Here is a 20,663-nt window from a genome sequence, read left to right on the forward strand (position 1 = left end):
GGTACGCATTCGCCGGTGCTAGTGCGCCTCGTCCCAATTCGAAGCCGCGCGGGCGTCGACCTTGAGCGGCACCTTGAGAGCGACGGCCGGGAACGGCGCCAGCTCCATCACCTCGCGCACCACCGGGATGGTGGCGCCGACCTCGCCGTCCGGGACCTCGAAGATCAGCTCGTCATGCACCTGCAGCAGCATGCGGGCGGAGAGCCCTGCCTTCTCCAGCGCCGGTTCCATGCGCGCCATGGCGCGGCGGATGATGTCCGCCGCCGAGCCCTGCAGGCGGGCGTTGATCGCCGCGCGCTCGTTGAAGGCGCGGATCGACGGGTTCTTGGCGGATATGTCGGGGTAGTGGCAGCGCCGGCCGAACAGCGTCTCCACATAGCCGTGCTCGCGGGCGAAGGCGCGGGTCTCGTCCATATAGGCGCGGATGCCGGGGAAACGCTCGAAATAGCGCTTGATGTAGGCGCCGGCCTCCTCGCGCGGGATGGAGAGCTGGTTGGCCAGCCCGAAGGCCGAGATGCCGTAGATGATGCCGAAATTGATCGCCTTGGCGCGCCGGCGCACCTCGCCGGGCATGCCCTCGATCGGCACGCCGAACATCTCGGACGCCGTCATCGCGTGGATGTCGAGCCCGTCCTGGAAGGCCTGCCGCAGCGAGGGGGTGTCGGCGATCTCGGCGAGCAGGCGCAGCTCGATCTGCGAATAGTCGGCCGAGATCAGCTTGTGGCCCGGCGCGGCGATGAAGGCCTGGCGGATCTTGCGGCCTTCCTCGGTGCGCACCGGGATGTTCTGCAGGTTCGGCTCGGAGGAGGACAGCCGGCCCGTCGTGGTGGCGGCGAGCGCGAAGGAGGTGTGCACGCGCCCGGTCTCGGGGTGCACATAGCCCGGCAGCGCGTCGGTATAGGTGGATTTGAGCTTCTGGAGCTGGCGCCAGTCGAGGATGCGGCGCGGCAGCTCATGGCCCTGCTCGGCCAGTTCCTCCAGCACGTCGGCGCCGGTGGACCAGGCGCCGGTCGGGGTCTTGCGGCCGCCGGGGATCTGCATCTTGCCGAACAGGATGTCGCCGAGCTGCTTGGGCGAGCCGGGGTTGAAGGTCTCGCCGGCCATGCCGGAGATCTCCGCCTCCAGCCGGCCCATCCCTTGAGCGAACTCGCCGGACAGGCGCGAGAGCATCTGCCGGTCGATGCTGATGCCGCGCGCTTCCATCCGCGCGAGCACGGTGACGAGCGGGCGCTCCAGCGTCTCGTAGACCGTGGCCTTGCCCTCGGCGGCGAGGCGGGGCTTGAGCACCTGCCACAGGCGCAGCGTGACGTCGGCGTCCTCGGCGGCGTAGTCGCTCGCCCTGTCGATGGGCGCGCGGTCGAAGCGGATCTGTCCCTTGCCCTTGCCGCAGACTTCCTCGTACTTGATCGGCGTGTGGCCGAGCCAGCGCATGGAGAGCGGGTCCATGCCGTGCGGCGAGGCGCCGGCGTCGAGCACGTAGGAGACCAGCATCGTGTCGTCATAGGCGACGAGCTCGATGCCGAGGCGCTTCAGGATCAGCCAGTCATATTTGAGGTTCTGGCCGATCTTGAGCACGCCGGGGTGCTCCATCAGCGGCTTAATGGCGGCAATGGCGTCGTCGAGCGGGATCTGGTTCGGCAGCAGGCCCTCGCTGAACAGGCCCTCGTCGCCGCCCTTGTGGGCGAGCGGGACGTAGCAGGCCTCGTTCGGCGCGGTGGCCAGCGAGAAGCCGACGATCTCCGCCTGCATCGGGTCGAGGCCGGTGGTCTCGGTGTCGACCGCGATGAGCCCGAGCTCGAAGGCGCGGGCGACCCATTCGCGGAGCCGCTCCAGCGTGGTGACGGTCTCGTATTTCGAGCGGTCGACCGGCGTGGTCGCCGCCTCCTTGATGCGGGCGGCGGAAAGCGCCTGCGGCGTGAAGCCTTCGCCGAGGGCCGCGGCCGCCTCGGTCGGGATGGCCGGTTCCTTCGTCTCCGGGTCGAGCCCGGCGGCGAGCAGCGCGGTCTCCGCCCCGCCCGCGCGGAGGCCGGGGTCGGGCTCGATGGCGCCGGCGTCGATCTCGTAGGCCTCGGCGACGCGGCGGGTCAGCGTGGTGAACTCCATCGCCTTGAGGAAGGCGATGAGGCGCTTGCCCTCCGGCTCGACCACGGCGATGTCATCGAGCGGCACGTCGAGCGGCACGTCGCGCTTGAGCGTCACCAGCTCACGCGACAGCCGGGCCTGATCGGCGAACTCGATGAGGTTCTCGCGCCGCTTGGTCTGCTTGATCTCGCCGGCGCGGGCGAGCAGCGTGTCGAGGTCGCCATATTCGGCGAGGAGCTGGGCGGCGGTCTTGATGCCGATGCCCGGCACGCCCGGCACGTTGTCGACCGAATCGCCGGCGAGCGACTGCACGTCGACCACCTTCTCGGGGCCGACGCCGAACTTCTCGACCACCTCTCCGGCGCCGATGGCGCGGTCCTTCATCGGGTCGTACATGCGCACGCGCGCGTCGACGAGCTGCATCAGGTCCTTGTCGGAGGAGATGATGGTGACCAGCGCGCCCTTGGCCTTGGCGAGTTCGGCATAGGTCGCCATCAGGTCGTCGGCCTCGTACTTGTCCTGCTCGACGCAGGCGAGGTCGAAGGCGCGGGTCGCCTCGCGGATGAGCGGGAACTGCGGGCGCAGGTCCTCCGGCAGGTCCGGGCGCTGGGCCTTGTAGAGCGGGTAGATGTCCTTGCGGAAGGTCTGCTCGGACTTGTCGAACACGACCGCCAGATGCGTCGGGGCCGGCGAGAAGCCCTGCGCCCGCACCAGCTTCCACAGCATGTTGCAGAAGCCGGCCACCGCGCCGATGGGGAGCTTGTCCGAGGTGCGGGTCAGCGGCGGCAGCGCGTGATAGGCGCGGAAGATATAGGCGGAACCATCGATCAGGACGACGTGGTCGCCGGCTTCGACGGGATCCTGGCGGGGGTCTTGCTCGGGCATTCGGGGCTCCGTTGGGAGCGGGCAAGCCCACCCCAATTCTCGATTGCCTGAGCTGTGCTCAGGCGGGCGCACGATGCCCGAAGCCCACCGGCCGGGCAACCATCCCGGCCCTCTTCCGAGCACCGTCATGCCCGGCCTTGTGCCGGGCATCCACGACTTCATGCCCGGAGCGACGGAAGTCGTGGATGGCCGGGCCAAGCCCGGCCATGACCGTGTTCGTGGGTGGCCCAGGCGCGGCGAGGATGACGCCGCGCCTTCCCGGCGCTACAGAGCGCGCAGGAAGTGAACCATGCCCCGCTACAAGCTCACCATCGAATATGACGGCACGCCCTTCGTCGGCTGGCAGATCCAGGCCGAGGGAGCGAGCGTGCAGGGCGTGCTGGCCGAGGCGGTGAAGCGCTTCGCCGGCGAGGCTGCGGCGGTGCACGGGGCCGGGCGCACCGATGCCGGCGTGCACGCCACGGGGCAGGTCGCGCATGTCGAGCTCACGCGCGACTGGCGGCCGGACACGGTGCGCGACGCCATGAACGCGCATCTGCGCCCGCATCCCGTCGCGGTGCTGGCCGCCGAGCGTGCGGCGGACGATTTCCACGCCCGCTTCTCGGCCGTCGGCCGGCGCTATGTCTACCGCATCATCGCCCGCCGGCCGGACCTCGCGCTGGAGCGGGACCGGGCGTGGCGGGTGCTGCGCCCGCTCGACGCGCAAGCGATGGCGCAGGGCGCGGCGCGCCTCGTCGGCCGGCACGACTTCACCACCTTCCGGGCGGTGGGCTGCCAGGCCGCCTCGCCGGTGAAGACGCTCGACCGGCTGGAGGTGGAGACGGTGCCCGTCGAGGGGCCGGGCATGGAGGTGCGGGTGCACGCGGCGGCGCGCTCCTTCCTGCACCATCAGGTGCGCTCCATGGTCGGCACGCTAGTGAAGGTCGGCGAGGGTGCCTGGACGCCGGACGACGTCACCGCCGCTTTGGAGGCGAAGGACCGCACGCGCTGCGGCCCGATGGCGCCGGCGGCGGGGCTCTATCTGGCGGAAGTCACGTACTGAGATGCCGCGGCGGCCTGAGGTCGGCGCCGCGCCTCACAGCTTCGGCAGGGCTTCCATGAAGCGCACCGGCGCGCCCTGCGCGGGCGTGAGCAACTCGCCTTCCCACATGACGCGGGCGCCGCGCAGCAGCGTGCCGACCGGCCAGCCCGTCACCTCGACGCCGTCATAGGGGGTCCAGCCGGGCTTGGAGGCGATCCAGCCGTTGCGGATGGTCTCGCGGCGCTTGAGGTCGACGACGGTGAAGTCCGCGTCGTAGCCGACGGCGATCCGGCCCTTGGTGGCGATGTTGAAGATGCGGGCCGGACCGGCGCTCGACAGGTCGACGAAGCGCTCCAGCGTCAGGCGGCCGGCATTCACATGGTCGAGCATGGTGGGCACCAGCGTCTGCACGCCGGTCATGCCCGAGGGGCTCGCCGGATAGGGCTTGGCCTTCTCCTCCAGCGTGTGCGGGGCATGGTCGGAGCCGAGCACGTCGACGACACCCTCCGCGAGGCCGTGCCAGAGCGCGGCGCGATGGCGCGCCTCGCGCACCGGCGGGTTCATCTGCACCAGTGAGCCGAGCTTGGCGTACCAGCTCGCATCCATGGTGAGGTGATGCGGCGTGACCTCGACGGTGGCGACGTCCTTGTGGGCGCGCAGGAACTCGATCTCCTCCTGCGAGGTGACGTGCAGCACGTGCACGCGCTTGCCCTCCTCGCGGGCGAGGTTGACGAGGCGGGTGGTGGCGGTGAGCGCCGCGATCTCGTCGCGCCAGACCGGATGCGAGGAGGCGTCGCCCTCCACGCGCAGATGCTTGCGCTCGTCGAGGCGCGGCTCGTGCTCGCAATGGAAGGCGGCGCGGCGGCGGATCACCTTGAGGATGGCGCGCACGCCGGGATCGTCGGCCACCAGCAGCGAGCCGGTGGAGGAGCCGATGAACACCTTGATGCCGGCGGCGCCGGGCAGCATCTCCAGCTCCGGCAGATCCTTCACATTGTCATGGGTGCCGCCGACGAAGAAGGCGAAGTCGCAGTGCATGCGGCCGGTGGCGCGGGCGATCTTGTCTTCCAGCGCGCTCGCCGAGGTGGTGAGCGGGTTGGTGTTCGGCATCTCGAACACGGCGGTGACGCCGCCCATGACCGCCGCGCGGGACCCCGATTCGAGGTCCTCCTTGTGCTCCATGCCGGGCTCGCGGAAATGCACCTGGGTGTCGATGACGCCGGGCAGGAGGTGCAGGCCGGTGCAGTCCACCGTCTCGTCGGCCCGGTCGGGCGAGAAGGAGCCGATGCCGGCGATGCGGCCGGCGCGGATGCCGACGTCGCGCGCGCCGATGCCGTCCTGGTTCACCACCGTGCCGCCCTTGAGCAGGAGATCGAAGGTCTCGGTCATGATGATGTCCTCGCCGGTGATGGAACGCGGGTGGTGAGCGCGCGCACGCTCTTACGCCATATCCCGCGCCAGCGGAACGCCCGTGGCGCCGGGGCCGGGCGTTCGTGGGGCGCGGGTCAGGTGAGTCCCGGGAACAGGGCGCGCAGGCTCGCCACCAGCATTTCCATGGCGATGGCCGCCAGCACCATGCCCATCAGCCGCTTGGTGACGGTCATCACCGTGGGCGAGAGCACACGGCCGATGAAGGGGCCGGCGATCAGCGTCGTGCCGAGCAAGGCGAGGAAGGCGAGGATGCCGATGGCCAGCGCGGCGTAGTCGCCGGTGTGCTGCGCGGTGTCGGCATAGACGATGAGGGCGGAGATGGTGCCCGGCCCCATCAGGATGGGGATGCCGAGCGGATAGAAGGCGACGTTGCTGGCGCTGGCGAAGGTCGCCTTCTCCGCCCCCGAGCCGCCATGGGTGGCGCTGTCCTCGCCGTGCAGCATGGACAGGGCGATGAGCAGCACGATGAGCCCGCCGGCGAGGCGGAAATGGTTCACGTCGAGGCCGAAGAAGCCGAGGATCGCCTGCCCCGCCACCGCCGAGACGAAGCAGCCCACCGCCACCGTGGCGAGCACGAGGATGGCGGTGCGGCGCTGCTCGCCCTCGCTCATGCCGGAGGTGAGCGACAGGAAGATCGGCAGGTTGGCGATCGGGTTCATGATCGCGAACAGGGCGGCGAAGACCTTGGCGGCGAAGGCGAAATCCATCGGCGGTGCTCTCTCCTTCCGGCAGGGCGGGCCGTGCCTTTGTCCAGTCGGCGTGGCGGATGCCGGCTCTTGTAGCAGGAACCGCGCACCTGCGTCCGCCCTCGTCATGCGCTTGAGGACGCGGGACGGCGGCGCCGGAGGGCGCACCGGCGCATGCCCGTTCCGCCCGCCGCGCTCTTGTGCGGGCCGCGCCGGCGTGGCAATCCGCCTGCATGCAAGCCGATGTCCAGATCCCCTCCGTCCCGCCCATCGTCGCGTCCTTCGCCGACCTCGCGCCGCGCTACGACCTCGTGCTGTGCGATGTCTGGGGCGTGCTGCACAACGGCGTCGTCGGCTCCCAGCCGGCCGCCGACGCGCTGAAGCGGGCGCGGGACGCCGGCACGACGGTGATCCTCGTCTCCAACGCGCCGCGCCCCGCCGAAGGGGTGGCGCGCATCCTCGACGGCTTCCGCATCCCGCGCGACGCCTATGACGCCATCGTCACCTCCGGCATGGTGACCAACGCGCTGCTCGCCGCCCGGCCGGGCGTGAAGATGTGGCATCTCGGCCCGGAGCGCGACCTCGGCATCTATGACGGGCTCGACCTCACCCAGACCTCCTTCGAGGCGGCGGAGCTGATCGTCTGCACCGGCCTGTTCGACGACACGGTGGAGACGCCGGAGGACTACGCGGCGACGCTGAAGGCGGCGCGGGGGCGCAACCTGCCCTTCATCTGCGCCAATCCCGACATCGTGGTGGAACGCGGCGGCGACCTGATCTGGTGCGCCGGGGCGATCGCCGAGGCCTATGCGGAGCTCGGCGGCGACGTGGTGTTCTGCGGCAAGCCGCACCGGCCGATCTACGAGACCGCCTTCGCCACCGCCTCGAAGCTGCGCGGCGAGGCCGTCAATCCGGCCCGCGCCATCGCCATCGGCGACGCGCTGCGCACCGACCTCGCGGGGGCGCTGGGCTTCGGCATCGACTGCCTGTTCGTCGCCGCCGGCATCCATGCCGGGGAGCTGGGCCTCGAGAACGGCTCGCAGGTCGACCCCGGGGCGCTGGCGCGCCTGCTGGCGGACGGCCCCGGCCGGCCGGCGGCGGTGACCACCCGCCTCGTCTGGTGAGGGGCTTCCGGCGCGGCCTTGCGGGAAACCCCGATTGACGGCGGCGCGGGCCGGCGCCACTTATCGCGCGTGCCGCGCCGTCGGCATGCCGACCCCTCCGCCGTGCCCTTCCCGCGTCCGGTGACATGACCCACGCTGCCGCTTCCCCGCACCCCTTCATCGTCCTGCGCGACGGGCAGGCCCTGCCTCCCGGCCTCGCCGCGCCCGTCGTCGCCATCGGCAATTTCGACGGCGTGCATCGCGGCCATCGCGCGGTGATCGGCACCGCCGTCGACCAGGCGCGCTCGCTCGGGCGGCCGGCGCTGGCGGTGACCTTCGAGCCGCATCCGCGCGCCTTCTTCCGGCCGGAGGAGCCGATCTTCCGGCTTACCCCCGAACCGATGAAGCTGAAGCGCCTCGCCGAGACCGGCCTCGACGGCGCGGTGGTGCTGACCTTCGACGCCGGGCTCGCCGCCAAGGACGCGGAGAGCTTCGTCGCCGACATACTGGTCGGCCGGCTCGGCGTCTCCATGGTGGTGGCGGGCTACGACTTCCATTTCGGCAAGGGGCGCGGCGGCTCGCCGATCTTCCTGCGCGAGGCGGGGCGGCGGCACGGCTTTGCCGTCGAGATCGTCGCGCCGCTGCTCGACGAGGGGGCGCAGGTTTCCTCCAGCGTCATCCGCGCCGCGCTGGCGCAGGGGCGCGTCGAGCAGGCCGCCCACATGCTCGGCGCGCCGTGGGAGGTGGAGGCCGAGGTGATCCACGGCGACAAGCGCGGGCGCGAGCTCGGCTATCCCACCGCCAACATGCGGCTCGACCCGGCGGTGACGCTGGCCCACGGCATCTACGCGGTGACGGTGGAGATCAACGGCGTGCGCCACAAGGGCGTGGCGAGCTTCGGCCGCCGCCCGACCTTCGATGACGGCGCGCCGCGGCTGGAGACCTTCATCTTCGATTTCAGGGGCGACCTCTACGGGCGGGTGCTGCCCGTCGCCTTCCACGCCTATCTGCGCCCCGAGCTGAAGTTCGACAGCATCGAAGCGCTGATCGCGCAGATGAACGAGGACAGCGCGCGGGCGCGGGCGGCGCTGGATTGAGCGCCGCGCCAGCTCCCTGAGCCGGCGCATTTTTCTTCACGCCGGCGGCTGCCTCGCTCGAAAGCGCGCTAGAGCTCCGCGCTGCCCGGCAGCTCCGCCGCCAGCGCGTCGAGGGCGAGGCGCACCTTCACCGGCAGATGCGGGCTCGCCGGCCACAGCGCGTGGGTGGAGAAGACGAGGCGCGGCAGGTCCGCCAGCAGCGGCACCAGCGTGCCGGCATGCACCCGGTCGCGGATGAGCCAGCAGGGCAGCCAGGCGAGCCCGTGGCCGGCCTCGGCCGCCTCCGCGATGGATTCGAGATCGTCGAAGCGCAGCCGGCTCGGCGGCGTCGCCTCCACCGGCCCGCCGGGCAGCGGGAAGGTCCACGCCTTCACCCGCCCGTCCCGCGCATAGGTGATGGCGTGATGGCGGGACAGGTCCGCCAGCCCTGCCGGCGCGCCGTGGACGGCGAGATAGGCGGGCGCCGCGCACACCGTCATGCGCTGCAGGCCGACCGTGCGGGTCATCAGCCCGCTTCCGTCGCCGATGGCGCCGTTGCGGATGGCGAGGTCGTAGCCGTCGTCCACCACGTCCACCAGCCGGTCCGACAGGGCCATGTCGATCTCCAGCCGGGGGTGGCGGGCGGCGAGCCGCGCCAGCACCGGGGCGACGCAGCGCCGGCCGAACAGCAGCGGCATGGCGACCCGCAGCCGGCCGACGGCCTCGCGCCGGCCGGATTCCAGCGTCGAGCGGCCGGCGCGCAGCTCGTCCAGCGCCCGCACGCAGCGCTCGTAATAGACCTGCCCGTCGGCGGTGAGGCTCTGGCGGCGCGTCGAGCGGTGGAACAGGCGGACGGCGAGGCGCGATTCCAGCCGCGCCACCGTCTTGGCGACCGCCGAGCGCGTCAGCCCCATGCGCTCGGCGGCGGCGGAGAAGCTGCCCGTCTCCACCGAGGCCACGAAAACGTCGATGCCGGCGAGAACGTCGCTCATGTCGATTGATGCCAAAAATTCGCCAATGATGGGAAAACCTATCGCAACCGGAGCCTTCTGCTCAACGATAACGTCCGTCCGACATCGATTTTGGTCAAGGAGCGAATGATGACGGACAGGATGCGACGCTGGCAGATCGACGATTACGGCCGGGCGGCGCTGGCGCTGAAGGAGGTGCCGGTGCCGCGCCCCGGCGCCGGCGAGGTGCTGGTGAAGGTGGAGGCGGTCTCGCTCAACTATCGCGACACGCTGGTGATCGCGAACGGCCTCGGCGCTCCGCTCGACTTCCCCTTCACGCCGGGTTCGGACCTCGCCGGCACGGTGGCGGCGGCGGGCGAGGGCAGCCGCCGCTTCGCCGAGGGCGAGCGGGTGATCTCCACCTTCTTCCCCGGCTGGATCGACGGGTTGCCCAGGGGGGATTCCGCGACCCTGCCCTATCAGGCGCTCGGCGGCGCCTATCCCGGCATGCTGGCGGATTATGTCGCGCTGCCGGAGGAATGGCTGGTGCGCGCGCCGCGGACGCTGGCGCCCGAGGAAGCCAGTACCCTGCCCTGCGCGGGCCTCACCGCCTGGTTCGGCCTCGTCGAGCGCGGGGGTCTGAAGGCGGGCGAGACGGTGCTGGTGGAAGGGACGGGCGGCGTCGCCCTGTTCGGCCTCGCCATCGCCCGGGCGCATGGCGCGCGCACGATCGTCGTCTCCGGCAGCGCCGGCAAGCTGGCGCGGGCGAAGGCGCTCGGCGCCGATATCGGCATCGACCGCACGGCCGGCGACTGGGTGGAGGCGGTGCGCGCGGCGACCGGCGGCTATGGCGCCGACCATGTCCTGGCGCTCGCCGGCGGGCCGGCGCTCGGCCGGGCGGTGGAGGTGGCGGCGATCGGCGGGCGCATCGCCCAGATCGGCATCATCGAGGGATTCGATGCCGCCCTGCCGCTCGGCCCGCTCATGCTCAAGCAGCTCACCCTCAACGGCATCGGCGTCGGCCATCGCCGGGCGCTCGAGGATCTGGTGCGGGCGGTGGACACGGCCGGGCTGAAGCCGGTGATCGACGCCCGCTACCGGCTGGAGGAGCTGCCGGCGGCGCTCGACCATCTCGAACGCGGCGCCTTCGGCAAGATCGTGGTCACGCCGGGCTGAGCGGCCGGAGCCCGCGAACGGCCTTCGCGCCCTTGCACCGCCCCGGCGCTGCGCTTAAACCGTGCGGCGAGTGTAAGGAGCGCGTGATGACGAGCCGCAACAGCGATGGTCGCAGCGAGAACGAGGCCGCCGGCGAGAGCGCGGCCCGCGATTATTCGTCGACCCTGTTCCTGCCGCAGACGGATTTCCCGATGCGCGCCGGCCTGCCCCAGCGCGAGCCGGAGCTGCTGGCGCGCTGGGAGCGCATCGACCTCTACGGCCAGCAGCGCAAGGAAGGCGAGGGGCGCCCGCGCTTCGTGCTGCATGACGGCCCGCCCTACGCCAACGGCAACATCCATATCGGCCACGCGCTGAACAAGATCCTGAAAGACGTGGTGGTGCGCTCGCAGGGCGCGCTCGGCCACGATTCCAACTACGTGCCGGGCTGGGACTGCCACGGCCTGCCGATCGAGTGGAAGATCGAGGAGCAGTACCGCGCCAAGGGCAAGAACAAGGACGAGGTGCCGGTCGTCGAGTTCCGCCAGGAATGCCGCGCCTTCGCCGAGGGGTGGATCGACGTCCAGCGCGCCGAGTTCAAGCGACTCGGCGTCGAGGGCGACTGGTCTCACCCCTATGTGACCATGAGCTACGACGCGGAAGCGCAGATCGCCCGCGAGATCGTGAAGTTCGCCAGCAACGGCCTGCTCTATCGCGGCTCCAAGCCGGTGATGTGGTCGGTGGTGGAGCGCACCGCGCTCGCCGAGGCGGAGGTCGAGTACCACGACCACACCTCGACCACGATCTATGTGAAGTTCCCGGTCACCGGCTATCGCGAGAGCGACGCCACCGCCGGCGGCCTGCCCAAGGGGCTGAAGCCGGCGAGCGAGGCGGACGACATCCACCTGTTCCCCTCCTATGAGGGCGCCAGCGTGGTGATCTGGACGACCACGCCCTGGACCATCCCCGGCAACCGCGCCATCGCCTTCTCCAAGGACGTCACCTATGCCGTCTACGAGGTGACGGAGGCGCCGGCCGACAACTGGGCCAAGGTCGGCGAGCACTTCATCCTCGCCGACAAGCTCGCCGGGGAGGTGTTCAAGGCCGCCCGCGTCACCGGCTGGGAGCGCCGCAAGGAGGTGGACCCGACCCATCTCGTCTGCGCCCACCCGCTGGCCGGCGTCGAGGGTACGAAGGGCTATTTCGACTTCCCGGTGCCGGTGGTGGCGGGCGACTTCGTCACCGAGGAGACCGGCACCGGCTTCGTGCACATCGCCCCCGGCCACGGCGCCGACGACTTCAACCTCTACATCGCCGAGAGGCTCGGCGAGGTGCCGCACACGGTCGGCCCGGACGGGCGCTATTACGACCACGTGCCGCTGTTCGCCGGCCATCGGGTGATGGACGACAAGGGCAAGGACGGAGACGCCAACGACGCGGTGATCAAGGCGCTGGCGGCCGCCGACAAGCTGATCGCGCGCGGCCGGCTGAAGCACCAGTACCCGCATTCCTGGCGCTCCAAGGCGCCGGTGATCTTCCGCAACACGCCGCAATGGTTCATCGCGATGGACAAGGACATCGCGGCGGCGGACGGCTCCTCGACGAAGGGCGACACGCTGCGGGCGCGCGCGCTCGGCGGCATCGCCGGCGTCGACTGGGTGCCGGCCTCCGGCGAGAACCGCATCACCGGCATGATCGAGAACCGCCCGGACTGGGTGGTCTCGCGCCAGCGCGCCTGGGGCGTGCCGATCGCCGTCTTCGTGAAGGACAGGGGCGACGGCACGGTCGAGATCCTGCGCGACGAACAGGTCAACAGGCGCATCGCCGACGCCTTCGCGGCGGAAGGGGCCGACGCCTGGTACAAGGAAGGCGCCGCCCGGCGCTTCCTCGGCAACGATTACGACGCCAATGAGTGGACCAAGGTCGACGACATCCTCGACGTCTGGTTCGACAGCGGCTCCACCCACGCCTTCACGCTGGAAGTGCGCGCGGACCTGAAGGTGAACCGCGCCTTCACCGGCGGGCCGGACCGGGTGATGTACCTCGAAGGCTCGGACCAGCATCGCGGCTGGTTCCATTCCTCCCTGCTGGAGAGCTGCGGTACGCGCGGGCGCCCGCCCTACGACGTGGTGCTGACCCATGGCTTCGTGCTCGACGAGCAGGGCCGCAAGATGTCGAAGTCGGTCGGCAACGTGGTCGCCCCGCAGGAGGTGATCAAGTCGTCCGGCGCCGACATTCTGCGCCTGTGGGTGTGCGCTTCCGACTATTCCGACGACCTGCGCATCGGGCCGGAGATCCTCAAGACCACGGTCGAGACCTACCGCAAGCTGCGCAACACGCTGCGCTGGCTGCTGGGCTCGCTGCACCACTACCGCGAGGCCGAGCGCATCGCCTATGCCGACATGCCGGCGCTGGAGCGCATGGTGCTGCACCGCCTCGTCGAGCTCGACGCGACGGTGCGCGAGGCCTATGCGGCCTTCGACTTCAAGCGCGTCAACGCGGCGCTGACCGCCTTCATGACCAGCGAGCTGTCGGCCTTCTATTTCGACGTGCGCAAGGACGCGCTGTACTGCGACCCGATCTCCTCGGTGACGCGCCGGGCCTGCCTGACCGTGCTGGACGAGGTGTTCAACCGGCTGGTGGTCTGGCTGGCGCCGATCCTGCCCTTCACGGCGGAAGAGACCTGGCTGTCGCGCTTCCCCTCCGAGACCGGCTCGGTGCATCTCGTCACCTTCCCCGAGACGCCGGCCAAGTGGCGCGACGACGTGCTCGCCGATGAATGGCGCAAGATCCGCCTCGTGCGGCGCGTGGTGCTGGGGGCGCTGGAAGTGGAGCGCGCGGCCAAGCGCATCGGCTCCAGCCTGGAGGCGGCGCCGGTGATCCATGTCACCGACCCCAACCTGTTCACGGCGGTGAGCGCGGTCGACCTCGCGGAGGTGTGCATCACCTCCGACGCGCATCTGGTGCCCGACGAGGGGCCATCGGGCGCCTTCCGCCTGCCGGACGTGCCCGGCGTCGCGGTCGTGGCGGCGAAGGCGGTGGGCGAGAAATGCGCCCGTTCGTGGAAGATCTCGCCGCTGGTCGGCACCGATCCCGAGTTCCCGGACGTGACGCCGCGCGACGCCATGGCGCTGCGCGAGCTGGCCGCCGCGCGGCGGGCGGCGGAATGATGCGGCGCGGGTGAAAGCGCGACGATGAAGCTCCGCCTCGCCGGTCCGCTGACGCTCTATGGCGGCCTGTTCGCCCTCGCCGCGCTGGCGATCGACCAGGGAACCAAGCTCGCCGTGCTCAACGGCGTCGATTTCGGCGAGACCGGCAAGGTCACCCTCACGCCGTTCCTCGACATCGTCTACGCCTGGAACACCGGCATCAGCTACGGGCTGTTCGCGCAGGGCGCGGACGGCTGGTGGCTGCTGGGCGGGCTGAAGATCGTCGCGGCGGTGGTGTTCTGGTTCTGGCTGGCGCGGGTCGACCGCCGGCTGGAGGCGGCCGCGCTCGGGCTGCTGATCGGCGGCGCGCTCGGCAACGCCATCGACCGCGTGGCCTATGGCGCGGTGTTCGACTTCGTGTCGCTACACGCCTTCGGCTATTACTGGTATGTGTTCAACCTGTCCGACGTGGCCATTGTTGCCGGTGTCGGGCTGCTTTTGTATGATTCATTTTTCGGGGACGCCGCAAAATAGCCGCCCTGGAATGACATCGGAGCTTCCGCACGCTTGAGCGGGGCCCGTCGGCGCGGCCTTCACGCCGCCCACGGACGATCCGCAGGAGACGACCGGATGATGAGACGACACCTTGCGACCCGCACCCGGCTGCTGGCCGGAACCGCGCTGTTCGGTGCCCTTCTGGCCGGGGCGCCGGCCTACGCCCAGGAAGACTCGGACCTTAACCTGACCGGCAAGCTCCTCACCGCGATCGGCCTCGTGGCGCCGCCGCCGCCGGATATCGACTATCGCGAGCGCGCGCCGCTGGTGGTGCCGCCGTCCGGCGACGCGCTGCCGCCGCCGCGCGATGCCGGCGCCATGGCGCAGAACCCGGCCTGGCCCAAGGACCATGACACGGTGGCGCGGCAGAAGGCCATCGCCGCCGAGCCGGTGATGCGCGACGAGACCGACACCGCTCACCGCGCGCTTTCGCCCTCGCAGCTCGAGCGTGGCGCCAAGATCGGCGGGGCGAGCGGCAGCGGCTTCGCCAACCGCCGCAAGAACGACGACAACCGGCTCTCGCTCAACCAACTCGAATTCTTCGGCTGGACGAAGAAGGAAGAGAAGATGGAGTTCGAGGGCGAGCCGGACCGCGAGCTGCTGACCCAGCCGCCGGTGGGCTACCAGACGCCCGCGCCGGGCGCCGCCTATGGCGTGGTCGCCGACCGGCCGGAAGAGAAGCAGTGGAGCCTGCCGAGCTGGTTCGACCGCACGCAGTCGAACAAATAGGTCCCGGCGGAACAATCAGGTTCCGGCAGAGACCCCTGCCGCACTTCTGCCGCGTCTCACTTCGCGGTGATCGGGCGTCGCCACGCTTCGCATGAGCGGCGCCCCGTCGCTACATTGCGCCTGCGATCCCCGCCCCGCGCCGCCCTTCCCGGCGGCACGCCAGACGGCGCCTTCCGGGGCGGACGCCGAAACGGATGCCGCTGTGACTGGAAGAATCATGCCCGCTCTCATGCTGATCGCCGGCGCTGCCGCCGGCGCCGCCGGACTTGCCGCCGCCGCGCCCCGCGCCGAGGCGGCGGAGGTTTCCGAGTTCACCCTCGACAACGGCATGCAGGTGGTGGTGGTGCCCGATCACCGGGCGCCGGTGGTTACCCACATGGTGTGGTATCGGGTCGGCTCGGCCGACGAGCAGCCCGGCAAGTCCGGCATCGCCCATTTCCTCGAGCACCTGATGTTCAAGGGCACGGCCACGCACCCCGCCGGCGAGTTCTCGCAGGTGGTGTCCAAGCTCGGCGGCCAGGAGAACGCCTTCACCTCGCAGGACTACACCGCCTATTTCCAGCGTGTCGCCAAGCAGCATCTGGGCACGGTGATGGGCTTCGAGGCCGACCGCATGACCGGCCTCGTGCTGACCGACGAGGTGGTGTTGCCCGAGCGCGACGTGGTGCTGGAAGAGCGCCGCATGCGCACCGACAATGACCCCAGCGCGCAGCTCTCCGAAGCCGCGCAGGCGGCGATGTATGTGAACCACCCCTACGGCCACCCGATCATCGGCTGGGAAGACGAGATCAAGCAGCTCAACCGCGAGGACGCGCTCGCCTTCTACCAGCGCTTCTACACGCCGAACAACGCGATCCTCGTGGTTGCCGGCGACGTGGAGCCGGACGAGGTGAAGAAGCTCGCCGAGGAGACCTACGGCAAGGTGAAGCCGCGCGCCGAGATCGCCGAGCGCGAGCGCCCGCGCGAGCCGGCGTCGCGCGCCGAGCGCCGCCTCGTGCTGGCGGACGGCCGGGTCGGCCAGCCGGCGCTGTCGCGCAATTATCTCGTGCCGGCCTTCCGCAACGACAAGCAGGAAAGCGTGGCGCTCGACGTGCTCTCGCAGGTGCTTGGCGGCGCGACCGGGCGTCTCTACCGCTCGCTGGTGGTGGAGAAGGGCCTCGCCGCCAGCGCGGGCGCCTGGTACCAGTCGACGGCGCTCGACGACACGCGCTTCGGCATCGCCGTCACCCCGCGCCCGGAGGTGACGATGGAGGTGCTGGAGAAGGCGCTCGACGAGACCCTCGCCGCGCTCGCCAAGGACGGCCCCGATGCCGGCGAGCTGGAACGCGCCAAGACCCGGCTCGTCGCCGATGCGGTCTACGCGCAGGACAACCAGGCGACGCTGGCGCGCATCTACGGTGCCGCGCTTGCCACCGGCTCGACCGCCGAGGACGTGAAGGACTGGCCCGATCAGGTCAAGCGCGTCACCGCCGAGGAGGTGCGCGACGCCGCCCGCCGCTGGCTGGTGCCGGCGCGCGCGGTGACCAGCCAGCTCCTGCCGGCCGGTCCGGCTTCGGGCCCGACGCCGGCCGCGGTCGCTCCGCCCGCCGAAAGCGGCCATGCCCGCCCGGAGGACCGTTCGTGAGCGGCCCGTCGGCCGGCCGGGCGCCGCGCGGCGGACGTCCCGGCCTTCTCCGCTTCCGCTCCTTCCTTTCCCTCGCCGCCGCGGCCACGATCATGACCCTCGCTCTCGCGCCCACTTCCCCCGCCCAGTCCGAGACCACGCGCATCCAGCGGGTCATCAGCCCCGGCGGCATCGAGGCCTGGCTGGTGCACGACACGACGCTGCCGCTGGTGGCGGTGGAGGTCGCCTTCCTCGGCGGCGCCGCGCAGGATCCCGCCGACAAGCCCGGCGTCGCCAATCTCGCCGCCTCGCTGCTCGACGAGGGCGCCGGCGACCTCGATTCCCGCGCCTTCCAGGACCGGATGGCGGAAAAGGCGATCGAACTGCGCTTCGACGCCTCGCGCGACATGACGGGCGGCTCGCTGCGCACGCTGTCGGATAATGTCGACGAGGCGTTCGAGCTGATGCGGCTGGCGGTGACCGCGCCGCGCTTCGACGACGAGGCGGTGGAGCGCATCCGCCAGGGCCAGCTCGCCATGCTGCGCCGGCGGCTGAACGATCCCTCGACGCTGGCGAGCCTCGGCTGGTCGGCCCGCGCCTTCCCCAACCATCCCTATGGCCGCCCGGTCTCCGGCACGCTGGAGAGCGTGCCCGCCATCGGCCGCGACGACCTGAAGGACTATGTCCGCCGCACCGTGGCGCGCGACAACCTGAAGATCGCGGTGGTCGGCGACATCACGCCGGAGAAGCTGGGCCCGGCGCTCGACCACATGTTCGGCGCGCTGCCCGCCAAGGCCGAGCTGACCCCGGTGCCGGACGCGGTGCCGCAGGGGCTCGGCACCGAGGTGGTGAAGGAACTCGACGTGCCGCAGACCTCCATCGTCTTCGGCGGCATTGGGCTGAAGCGCGACGACCCGGACTTCATCCCGGCCTTCGTGCTCAACCACATGCTCGGCGGCTCGGCCTTCTCCTCGCGCCTGTTCAAGGAAGTGCGCGAAAAGCGCGGCCTCGCCTATTCCGTCTACAGCCATCTCGCCCCGCTCGACCACGCGGCGCTGATCCTCGGCGGCACGGCGACCAAGAACGACCGCGCCGGCGAGTCGATCGAGCTGATCCGCTCGGAATACCGCAAGCTGCTGACCGACGGGCCGACCGAGGCCGAGCTGGAGGACGCCAAGAGCTACCTGATCGGCTCCTTTGCGCTGCGCTTCGACAGTTCCGCCAAGGTCGCCTCCCAGCTCCTGCAGATCCAGATCGACGATCTCGGCATCGACTATATCGACAAGCGCAACGAGCTGGTCGGGGCGGTGACGCTGGACGACATCAAGCGCGTGGCCGCGCGGCTGAACGAGAACCCGGAGCTGCTGTTCAGCCTTGTGGGCAAGCCGGCGGGCCTCGTCCCGAACAAGGGGGGCTGAGACCCGCCTCGCGCCCGTTGTGCGGCTCCCGCCTTGCGCAGGACCGCCGTCACGGGCCATTCTCTGCCGCCCGTCGCCTGCTATAAGGGCGGCGGGACGGGACAGTTCGAAAGATCGGCCGCCGGCGCCTTGGGGAAATGACGCGCCGCGGCCCATCCAGCCGGTGCGGCGGGGAGTATGCGTATGGGTATCAGGGACGAGCGGAACGGAACCGACGGTGAAACCGGGCGGCGCGCCGAGAGGCGGGGCGGGCCGGGCAGAACCTTCCTTCTCCTTCCCGCGCTCGCCCTGCTGCTTGCGGGCTGTGCCGGCAACGGCGTTGGCGGCGGCGACGGCAATGAGGGCCCGATGGGCTCGGGCAATTCCGGCGGCCAGGGCCTGTTCGGCTCGACCATGCAGACCACGACGGTGGCGCGGAGCCCGTCCGGCGGGAACACGAGCGGCGCCGGCACGGCGGCGGTGACGCCGGGCGATGCCGATGCGTCCGAGTTTACCTGCCCGCCGGTGCAGGTGCGCGGCGGCGCGGCGGCCTGGCAGGTGACCGACCCGCAGGACGGCGCGGTACGCTACCAGGCGACGCTCGGCCAGTTCTCCCGCGAATGCCGCTTCACCGCGCCCGACATGACCATGCGCGTGGGCATCCAGGGCCGTGTCCTGCTCGGCGCGAAGGGCGGACCGGGCAAGGTCAACGTGCCGATCCGCGTCGCCATCGTGGAGGAGGGCCCGACGCCCAAGTCGGTGTGGACCCAGTTCTATTCGGTGCCGGTCGAGATCGGTCCGGGCGTGCTGCAGGTCGATTTCAGCCTCGTGGCCGATCCGAGCTTCCCGCGGCCGACGCCGGCGCTGTCCGAGCGCTACGTCGTCTATGTCGGCTTCGATCCGCAGGGCGCCAACGAGAAGCCGCAGCGCCAGCGCCCGCCGGCGCAGGCCCGCCCGCGCACCCAGTCTCAGCCGCAGGCCCAGCAGCAGCCCCGCCAGCCGACGCGCCAGACGCAGACGGCGCCCGCCGCCGCTCCGGTGCAGACGACGGCCCCGGCTGTGCAGGCCGCGCCCGCCGCCCCGGTGCGGACCGTGGCGCCGGCTCCGGCGTCGAACGATGGTGACACGCAGTGGATCGGCGCCCCGGCGCCCTCCACCGGCACCTTCTCGCAGTAAGGATCTGGAAGAAGCGGGACGAGGCGTCTCACGCCTCGTCGGACAGCTTCTCGATCGCGGCGCCCGGATGGATCCGGCCGGCGGCCGGCCGCTCGCCATGGCCGATGTCGGAATGGCCCTTGCGGATGCGGCGGACCACCGTCCAGATCAGCAGCGCCACGAAGGGCACCGCAATGGCGGTGACGATGCCGACGTCGTAGTGCAGGCCGATGGCTTCGGCCCGCGCGTGCAGCCCCTCCAGCGTGTAGTGCAGCAGGCTGATCACGTAATAGGAGATGGCGGCGACCGACAGGCCCTCGACCGTCTGCTGCAGGCGCAGCTGCATGCGCGCGCGGGCGTTCATCGAGCGCAGGAGGTCGCGGTTCTGCTGCTCCAGCTCGACGTCGACGCGCGTGCGCAGCAGGTTGGCGGCGCTGGTGAGCTTGACCGACAGATTGGCCTGGCGCTGCTCGATGGCCTGGCAGGTGCGCATCGCCGGCTGCAGGCGGCGGGTGAGGAACTGCTGCCAGGTCGGATAGCCCGAGATCGGCCGCTCGCCGATGGTGGTGAGGCGCAGGTCGACGATTTCCTGATAGGCGCGGGTGGCGCCGAAGCGGAACAGCGAGGCGGCGGCGTCGGCTTCGAGCTGGGCGGCCAGCGAGGTCAGCGCGTCGAGCAGCTTGTTGTTGGCGGCCAGCCCCTCGCTGCGGCGCATCTCCTCGGTGAGGGCGCCGAGCTCGTTCTCGATATGGGCGACGGTCGGCGCGAGGCGCTGGGCCTCCGGCAGGCCGAGCAGGGCGAGGGTGCGGTAGGTCTCGACCTCCAGCACGCGCTGGACGAGGGCGCCGGCGGCGTCCGCCGTCATCCCGCGGTCGCGCACGAGGATGCGCACGAAGCCGGAGGGGTCCGGCTGGAAGTCGGTGGCGATCTCGGCGAAGCCGTCCTCGACGTCCGAGCGGGCGAGGCTGGTGCGGTCGAACAGCCGGTCGAGCGGCAAAGCGTCGGCGGTGTCGGTGACGAGGTGCAGGTCGACGGCGACCAGCAGCGGGCCGGGCTGCGGCAGCTGGGTGAGCACGTCGGCGAGGCTGGCGGCGGAGGGCTGGAACGGCAGGCCGCCCTCGATCACGTCCTCCGCCGGCAGTTCCCAGGTGTAGGTGGTGAATTCGGCGTGGCGCTCCCAGCGCAGCACGGCGCCACCGAAGGCGACGCGATGCTGCTTGGCGTCGCGCGACGGCTCGGGCTGGCCGCGCGCCAAGCACAGGGCGGCGAAGGCGGCGCGGTCGGCGAGCGCCTGGGCGCGATCCACCAGGAAGGCGACGTGGAGGATGCGGGCCGGCGTGGAAATCGCCACGAAGGGGCGGGCATGCAGTTCCGCCAGCACCGGCGCGCGCAGCGGGTGATCGTAGAAGGCCTTGCCGGCCGGGGCCGTCTGTCTTGCCGTCACGGGGTCGCTCCCCTCATGGCCGCCCGGAAAGACCGGGGCGGCGGAACCGCGCGCCGCCCAGTGGGTTGCACGCTGGTGGAGCGCTGGCAAGAGGCATCTGGACGCGGGTGCAGCGCACACCGAGGAAGCGGTGGCGGGCCTTCTCCCGCCAGCTTCCGCGGCGTGAGTGTTGCGGATTGGCATCAGCCTTTTGGCAAAGAGGAGACGGGGCGGGCTCCGCCATAAGACGGCCCAGAAACCATTTG

General features: G+C 71.0%; 15 protein-coding genes. 10 read left to right on the forward strand and 5 right to left on the reverse strand.

The window, feature by feature from the left end; all coding sequences use genetic code 11:
- Window positions 1-18 precede the first annotated feature (18 nt).
- Window positions 19-2,967 (reverse strand): DNA polymerase I, encoded by a 2,949-nt coding sequence (gene polA / locus STARVERO_RS19415; RefSeq protein WP_159600911.1) that lies wholly within the window; start codon window positions 2,965-2,967, stop codon window positions 19-21.
- Window positions 2,968-3,256: 289 nt separating this feature from the next.
- Here polA and truA point away from each other — a divergent pair, with 289 nt between their 5' ends.
- A complete protein-coding gene (truA, locus tag STARVERO_RS19420; RefSeq protein WP_144341422.1) occupies window positions 3,257-4,009 on the forward strand; it encodes a tRNA pseudouridine(38-40) synthase TruA in 753 nt (250 codons plus the stop codon).
- A gap of 33 nt (window positions 4,010-4,042) precedes the next feature.
- On the opposite strand, the gene STARVERO_RS19425 is transcribed toward truA, so the two are convergent.
- Window positions 4,043-5,377: a dihydroorotase gene (locus tag STARVERO_RS19425; RefSeq protein ID WP_159600913.1), complete on the reverse strand. Its 1,335-nt coding sequence runs from the start codon at window positions 5,375-5,377 to the stop codon at window positions 4,043-4,045.
- A gap of 116 nt (window positions 5,378-5,493) precedes the next feature.
- On the reverse strand, window positions 5,494-6,126 hold the full coding sequence (locus STARVERO_RS19430; RefSeq protein WP_144341424.1) for a MarC family protein: 633 nt from the start codon (window positions 6,124-6,126) through the stop codon (window positions 5,494-5,496).
- Window positions 6,127-6,338: 212 nt separating this feature from the next.
- Here STARVERO_RS19430 and STARVERO_RS19435 point away from each other — a divergent pair, with 212 nt between their 5' ends.
- Both STARVERO_RS19435 and STARVERO_RS19440 read left to right on the forward strand, forming a co-directional pair.
- A complete protein-coding gene (locus STARVERO_RS19435) occupies window positions 6,339-7,229 on the forward strand; it encodes a TIGR01459 family HAD-type hydrolase (RefSeq protein WP_159600915.1) in 891 nt (296 codons plus the stop codon).
- 125 nt (window positions 7,230-7,354) lie between these two features.
- Window positions 7,355-8,305, forward strand: coding sequence for a bifunctional riboflavin kinase/FAD synthetase (locus STARVERO_RS19440; RefSeq protein ID WP_159600917.1), 951 nt, complete (start codon window positions 7,355-7,357; stop codon window positions 8,303-8,305).
- Window positions 8,306-8,373: 68 nt separating this feature from the next.
- Here the strand turns inward: STARVERO_RS19440 and STARVERO_RS19445 are convergent, their stop codons facing one another.
- Window positions 8,374-9,276: a LysR family transcriptional regulator gene (locus STARVERO_RS19445; RefSeq protein WP_144341427.1), complete on the reverse strand. Its 903-nt coding sequence runs from the start codon at window positions 9,274-9,276 to the stop codon at window positions 8,374-8,376.
- A 108-nt stretch (window positions 9,277-9,384) separates the two neighbouring features.
- Between STARVERO_RS19445 and STARVERO_RS19450 the strand changes: the two genes are divergently transcribed.
- From STARVERO_RS19450 to STARVERO_RS19480, 7 genes are all read left to right on the forward strand, one after another.
- Window positions 9,385-10,410: a zinc-dependent alcohol dehydrogenase family protein gene (locus STARVERO_RS19450; protein ID WP_159600919.1), complete on the forward strand. Its 1,026-nt coding sequence runs from the start codon at window positions 9,385-9,387 to the stop codon at window positions 10,408-10,410.
- 86 nt (window positions 10,411-10,496) lie between these two features.
- The gene (ileS, locus tag STARVERO_RS19455) at window positions 10,497-13,556 is read left to right on the forward strand and encodes an isoleucine--tRNA ligase (RefSeq protein ID WP_159600921.1); all 3,060 of its coding nucleotides are present in this window, start codon (window positions 10,497-10,499) and stop codon (window positions 13,554-13,556) included.
- Window positions 13,557-13,580: 24 nt separating this feature from the next.
- Complete coding sequence (gene lspA, locus STARVERO_RS19460; protein ID WP_159600923.1) at window positions 13,581-14,069, forward strand: signal peptidase II; 489 nt, start codon at window positions 13,581-13,583, stop codon at window positions 14,067-14,069.
- 96 nt (window positions 14,070-14,165) lie between these two features.
- Complete coding sequence (locus STARVERO_RS19465) at window positions 14,166-14,819, forward strand: hypothetical protein (RefSeq protein WP_186291813.1); 654 nt, start codon at window positions 14,166-14,168, stop codon at window positions 14,817-14,819.
- A gap of 217 nt (window positions 14,820-15,036) precedes the next feature.
- A complete protein-coding gene (locus STARVERO_RS19470) occupies window positions 15,037-16,443 on the forward strand; it encodes a M16 family metallopeptidase (RefSeq protein ID WP_144341431.1) in 1,407 nt (468 codons plus the stop codon).
- The gene (locus tag STARVERO_RS19475) at window positions 16,440-17,840 is read left to right on the forward strand and encodes a M16 family metallopeptidase (RefSeq protein WP_244616829.1); all 1,401 of its coding nucleotides are present in this window, start codon (window positions 16,440-16,442) and stop codon (window positions 17,838-17,840) included. Before STARVERO_RS19470 ends, STARVERO_RS19475 begins: the two co-directional genes overlap by 4 nt.
- A 183-nt stretch (window positions 17,841-18,023) precedes the next feature.
- The gene (locus tag STARVERO_RS19480; RefSeq protein WP_159600925.1) at window positions 18,024-18,995 is read left to right on the forward strand and encodes a hypothetical protein; all 972 of its coding nucleotides are present in this window, start codon (window positions 18,024-18,026) and stop codon (window positions 18,993-18,995) included.
- 28 nt (window positions 18,996-19,023) lie between these two features.
- On the opposite strand, the gene STARVERO_RS19485 is transcribed toward STARVERO_RS19480, so the two are convergent.
- Window positions 19,024-20,418 carry a DUF3422 family protein gene (locus tag STARVERO_RS19485; protein WP_244616830.1) on the reverse strand — a complete coding sequence of 465 codons (1,395 nt, stop codon included), beginning with the start codon at window positions 20,416-20,418 and terminating at the stop codon, window positions 19,024-19,026.
- Window positions 20,419-20,663: the final 245 nt, after the last annotated feature.

Source organism: Starkeya nomas, assembly GCF_902703545.1.
GTDB lineage: Bacteria > Pseudomonadota > Alphaproteobacteria > Rhizobiales > Xanthobacteraceae > Ancylobacter > Ancylobacter moscoviensis.

Coding starts and splice junctions, on each gene's coding strand:
- truA (WP_144341422.1), top strand. CDS start 3,257: ATGCCCCGCTACAAGCTCACCATCGAATATGACGGCACGCCCTTCGTC.
- STARVERO_RS19450 (WP_159600919.1), top strand. CDS start 9,385: ATGACGGACAGGATGCGACGCTGGCAGATCGACGATTACGGCCGGGCG.
- lspA (WP_159600923.1), top strand. CDS start 13,581: ATGAAGCTCCGCCTCGCCGGTCCGCTGACGCTCTATGGCGGCCTGTTC.
- STARVERO_RS19430 (WP_144341424.1), bottom strand. CDS start 6,126: ATGGATTTCGCCTTCGCCGCCAAGGTCTTCGCCGCCCTGTTCGCGATC.
- polA (WP_159600911.1), bottom strand. CDS start 2,967: ATGCCCGAGCAAGACCCCCGCCAGGATCCCGTCGAAGCCGGCGACCAC.
- STARVERO_RS19465 (WP_186291813.1), top strand. CDS start 14,166: ATGATGAGACGACACCTTGCGACCCGCACCCGGCTGCTGGCCGGAACC.
- STARVERO_RS19445 (WP_144341427.1), bottom strand. CDS start 9,276: ATGAGCGACGTTCTCGCCGGCATCGACGTTTTCGTGGCCTCGGTGGAG.
- STARVERO_RS19435 (WP_159600915.1), top strand. CDS start 6,339: ATGCAAGCCGATGTCCAGATCCCCTCCGTCCCGCCCATCGTCGCGTCC.
- STARVERO_RS19480 (WP_159600925.1), top strand. CDS start 18,024: ATGGGTATCAGGGACGAGCGGAACGGAACCGACGGTGAAACCGGGCGG.
- ileS (WP_159600921.1), top strand. CDS start 10,497: ATGACGAGCCGCAACAGCGATGGTCGCAGCGAGAACGAGGCCGCCGGC.
- STARVERO_RS19440 (WP_159600917.1), top strand. CDS start 7,355: ATGACCCACGCTGCCGCTTCCCCGCACCCCTTCATCGTCCTGCGCGAC.
- STARVERO_RS19470 (WP_144341431.1), top strand. CDS start 15,037: ATGCCCGCTCTCATGCTGATCGCCGGCGCTGCCGCCGGCGCCGCCGGA.
- STARVERO_RS19425 (WP_159600913.1), bottom strand. CDS start 5,377: ATGACCGAGACCTTCGATCTCCTGCTCAAGGGCGGCACGGTGGTGAAC.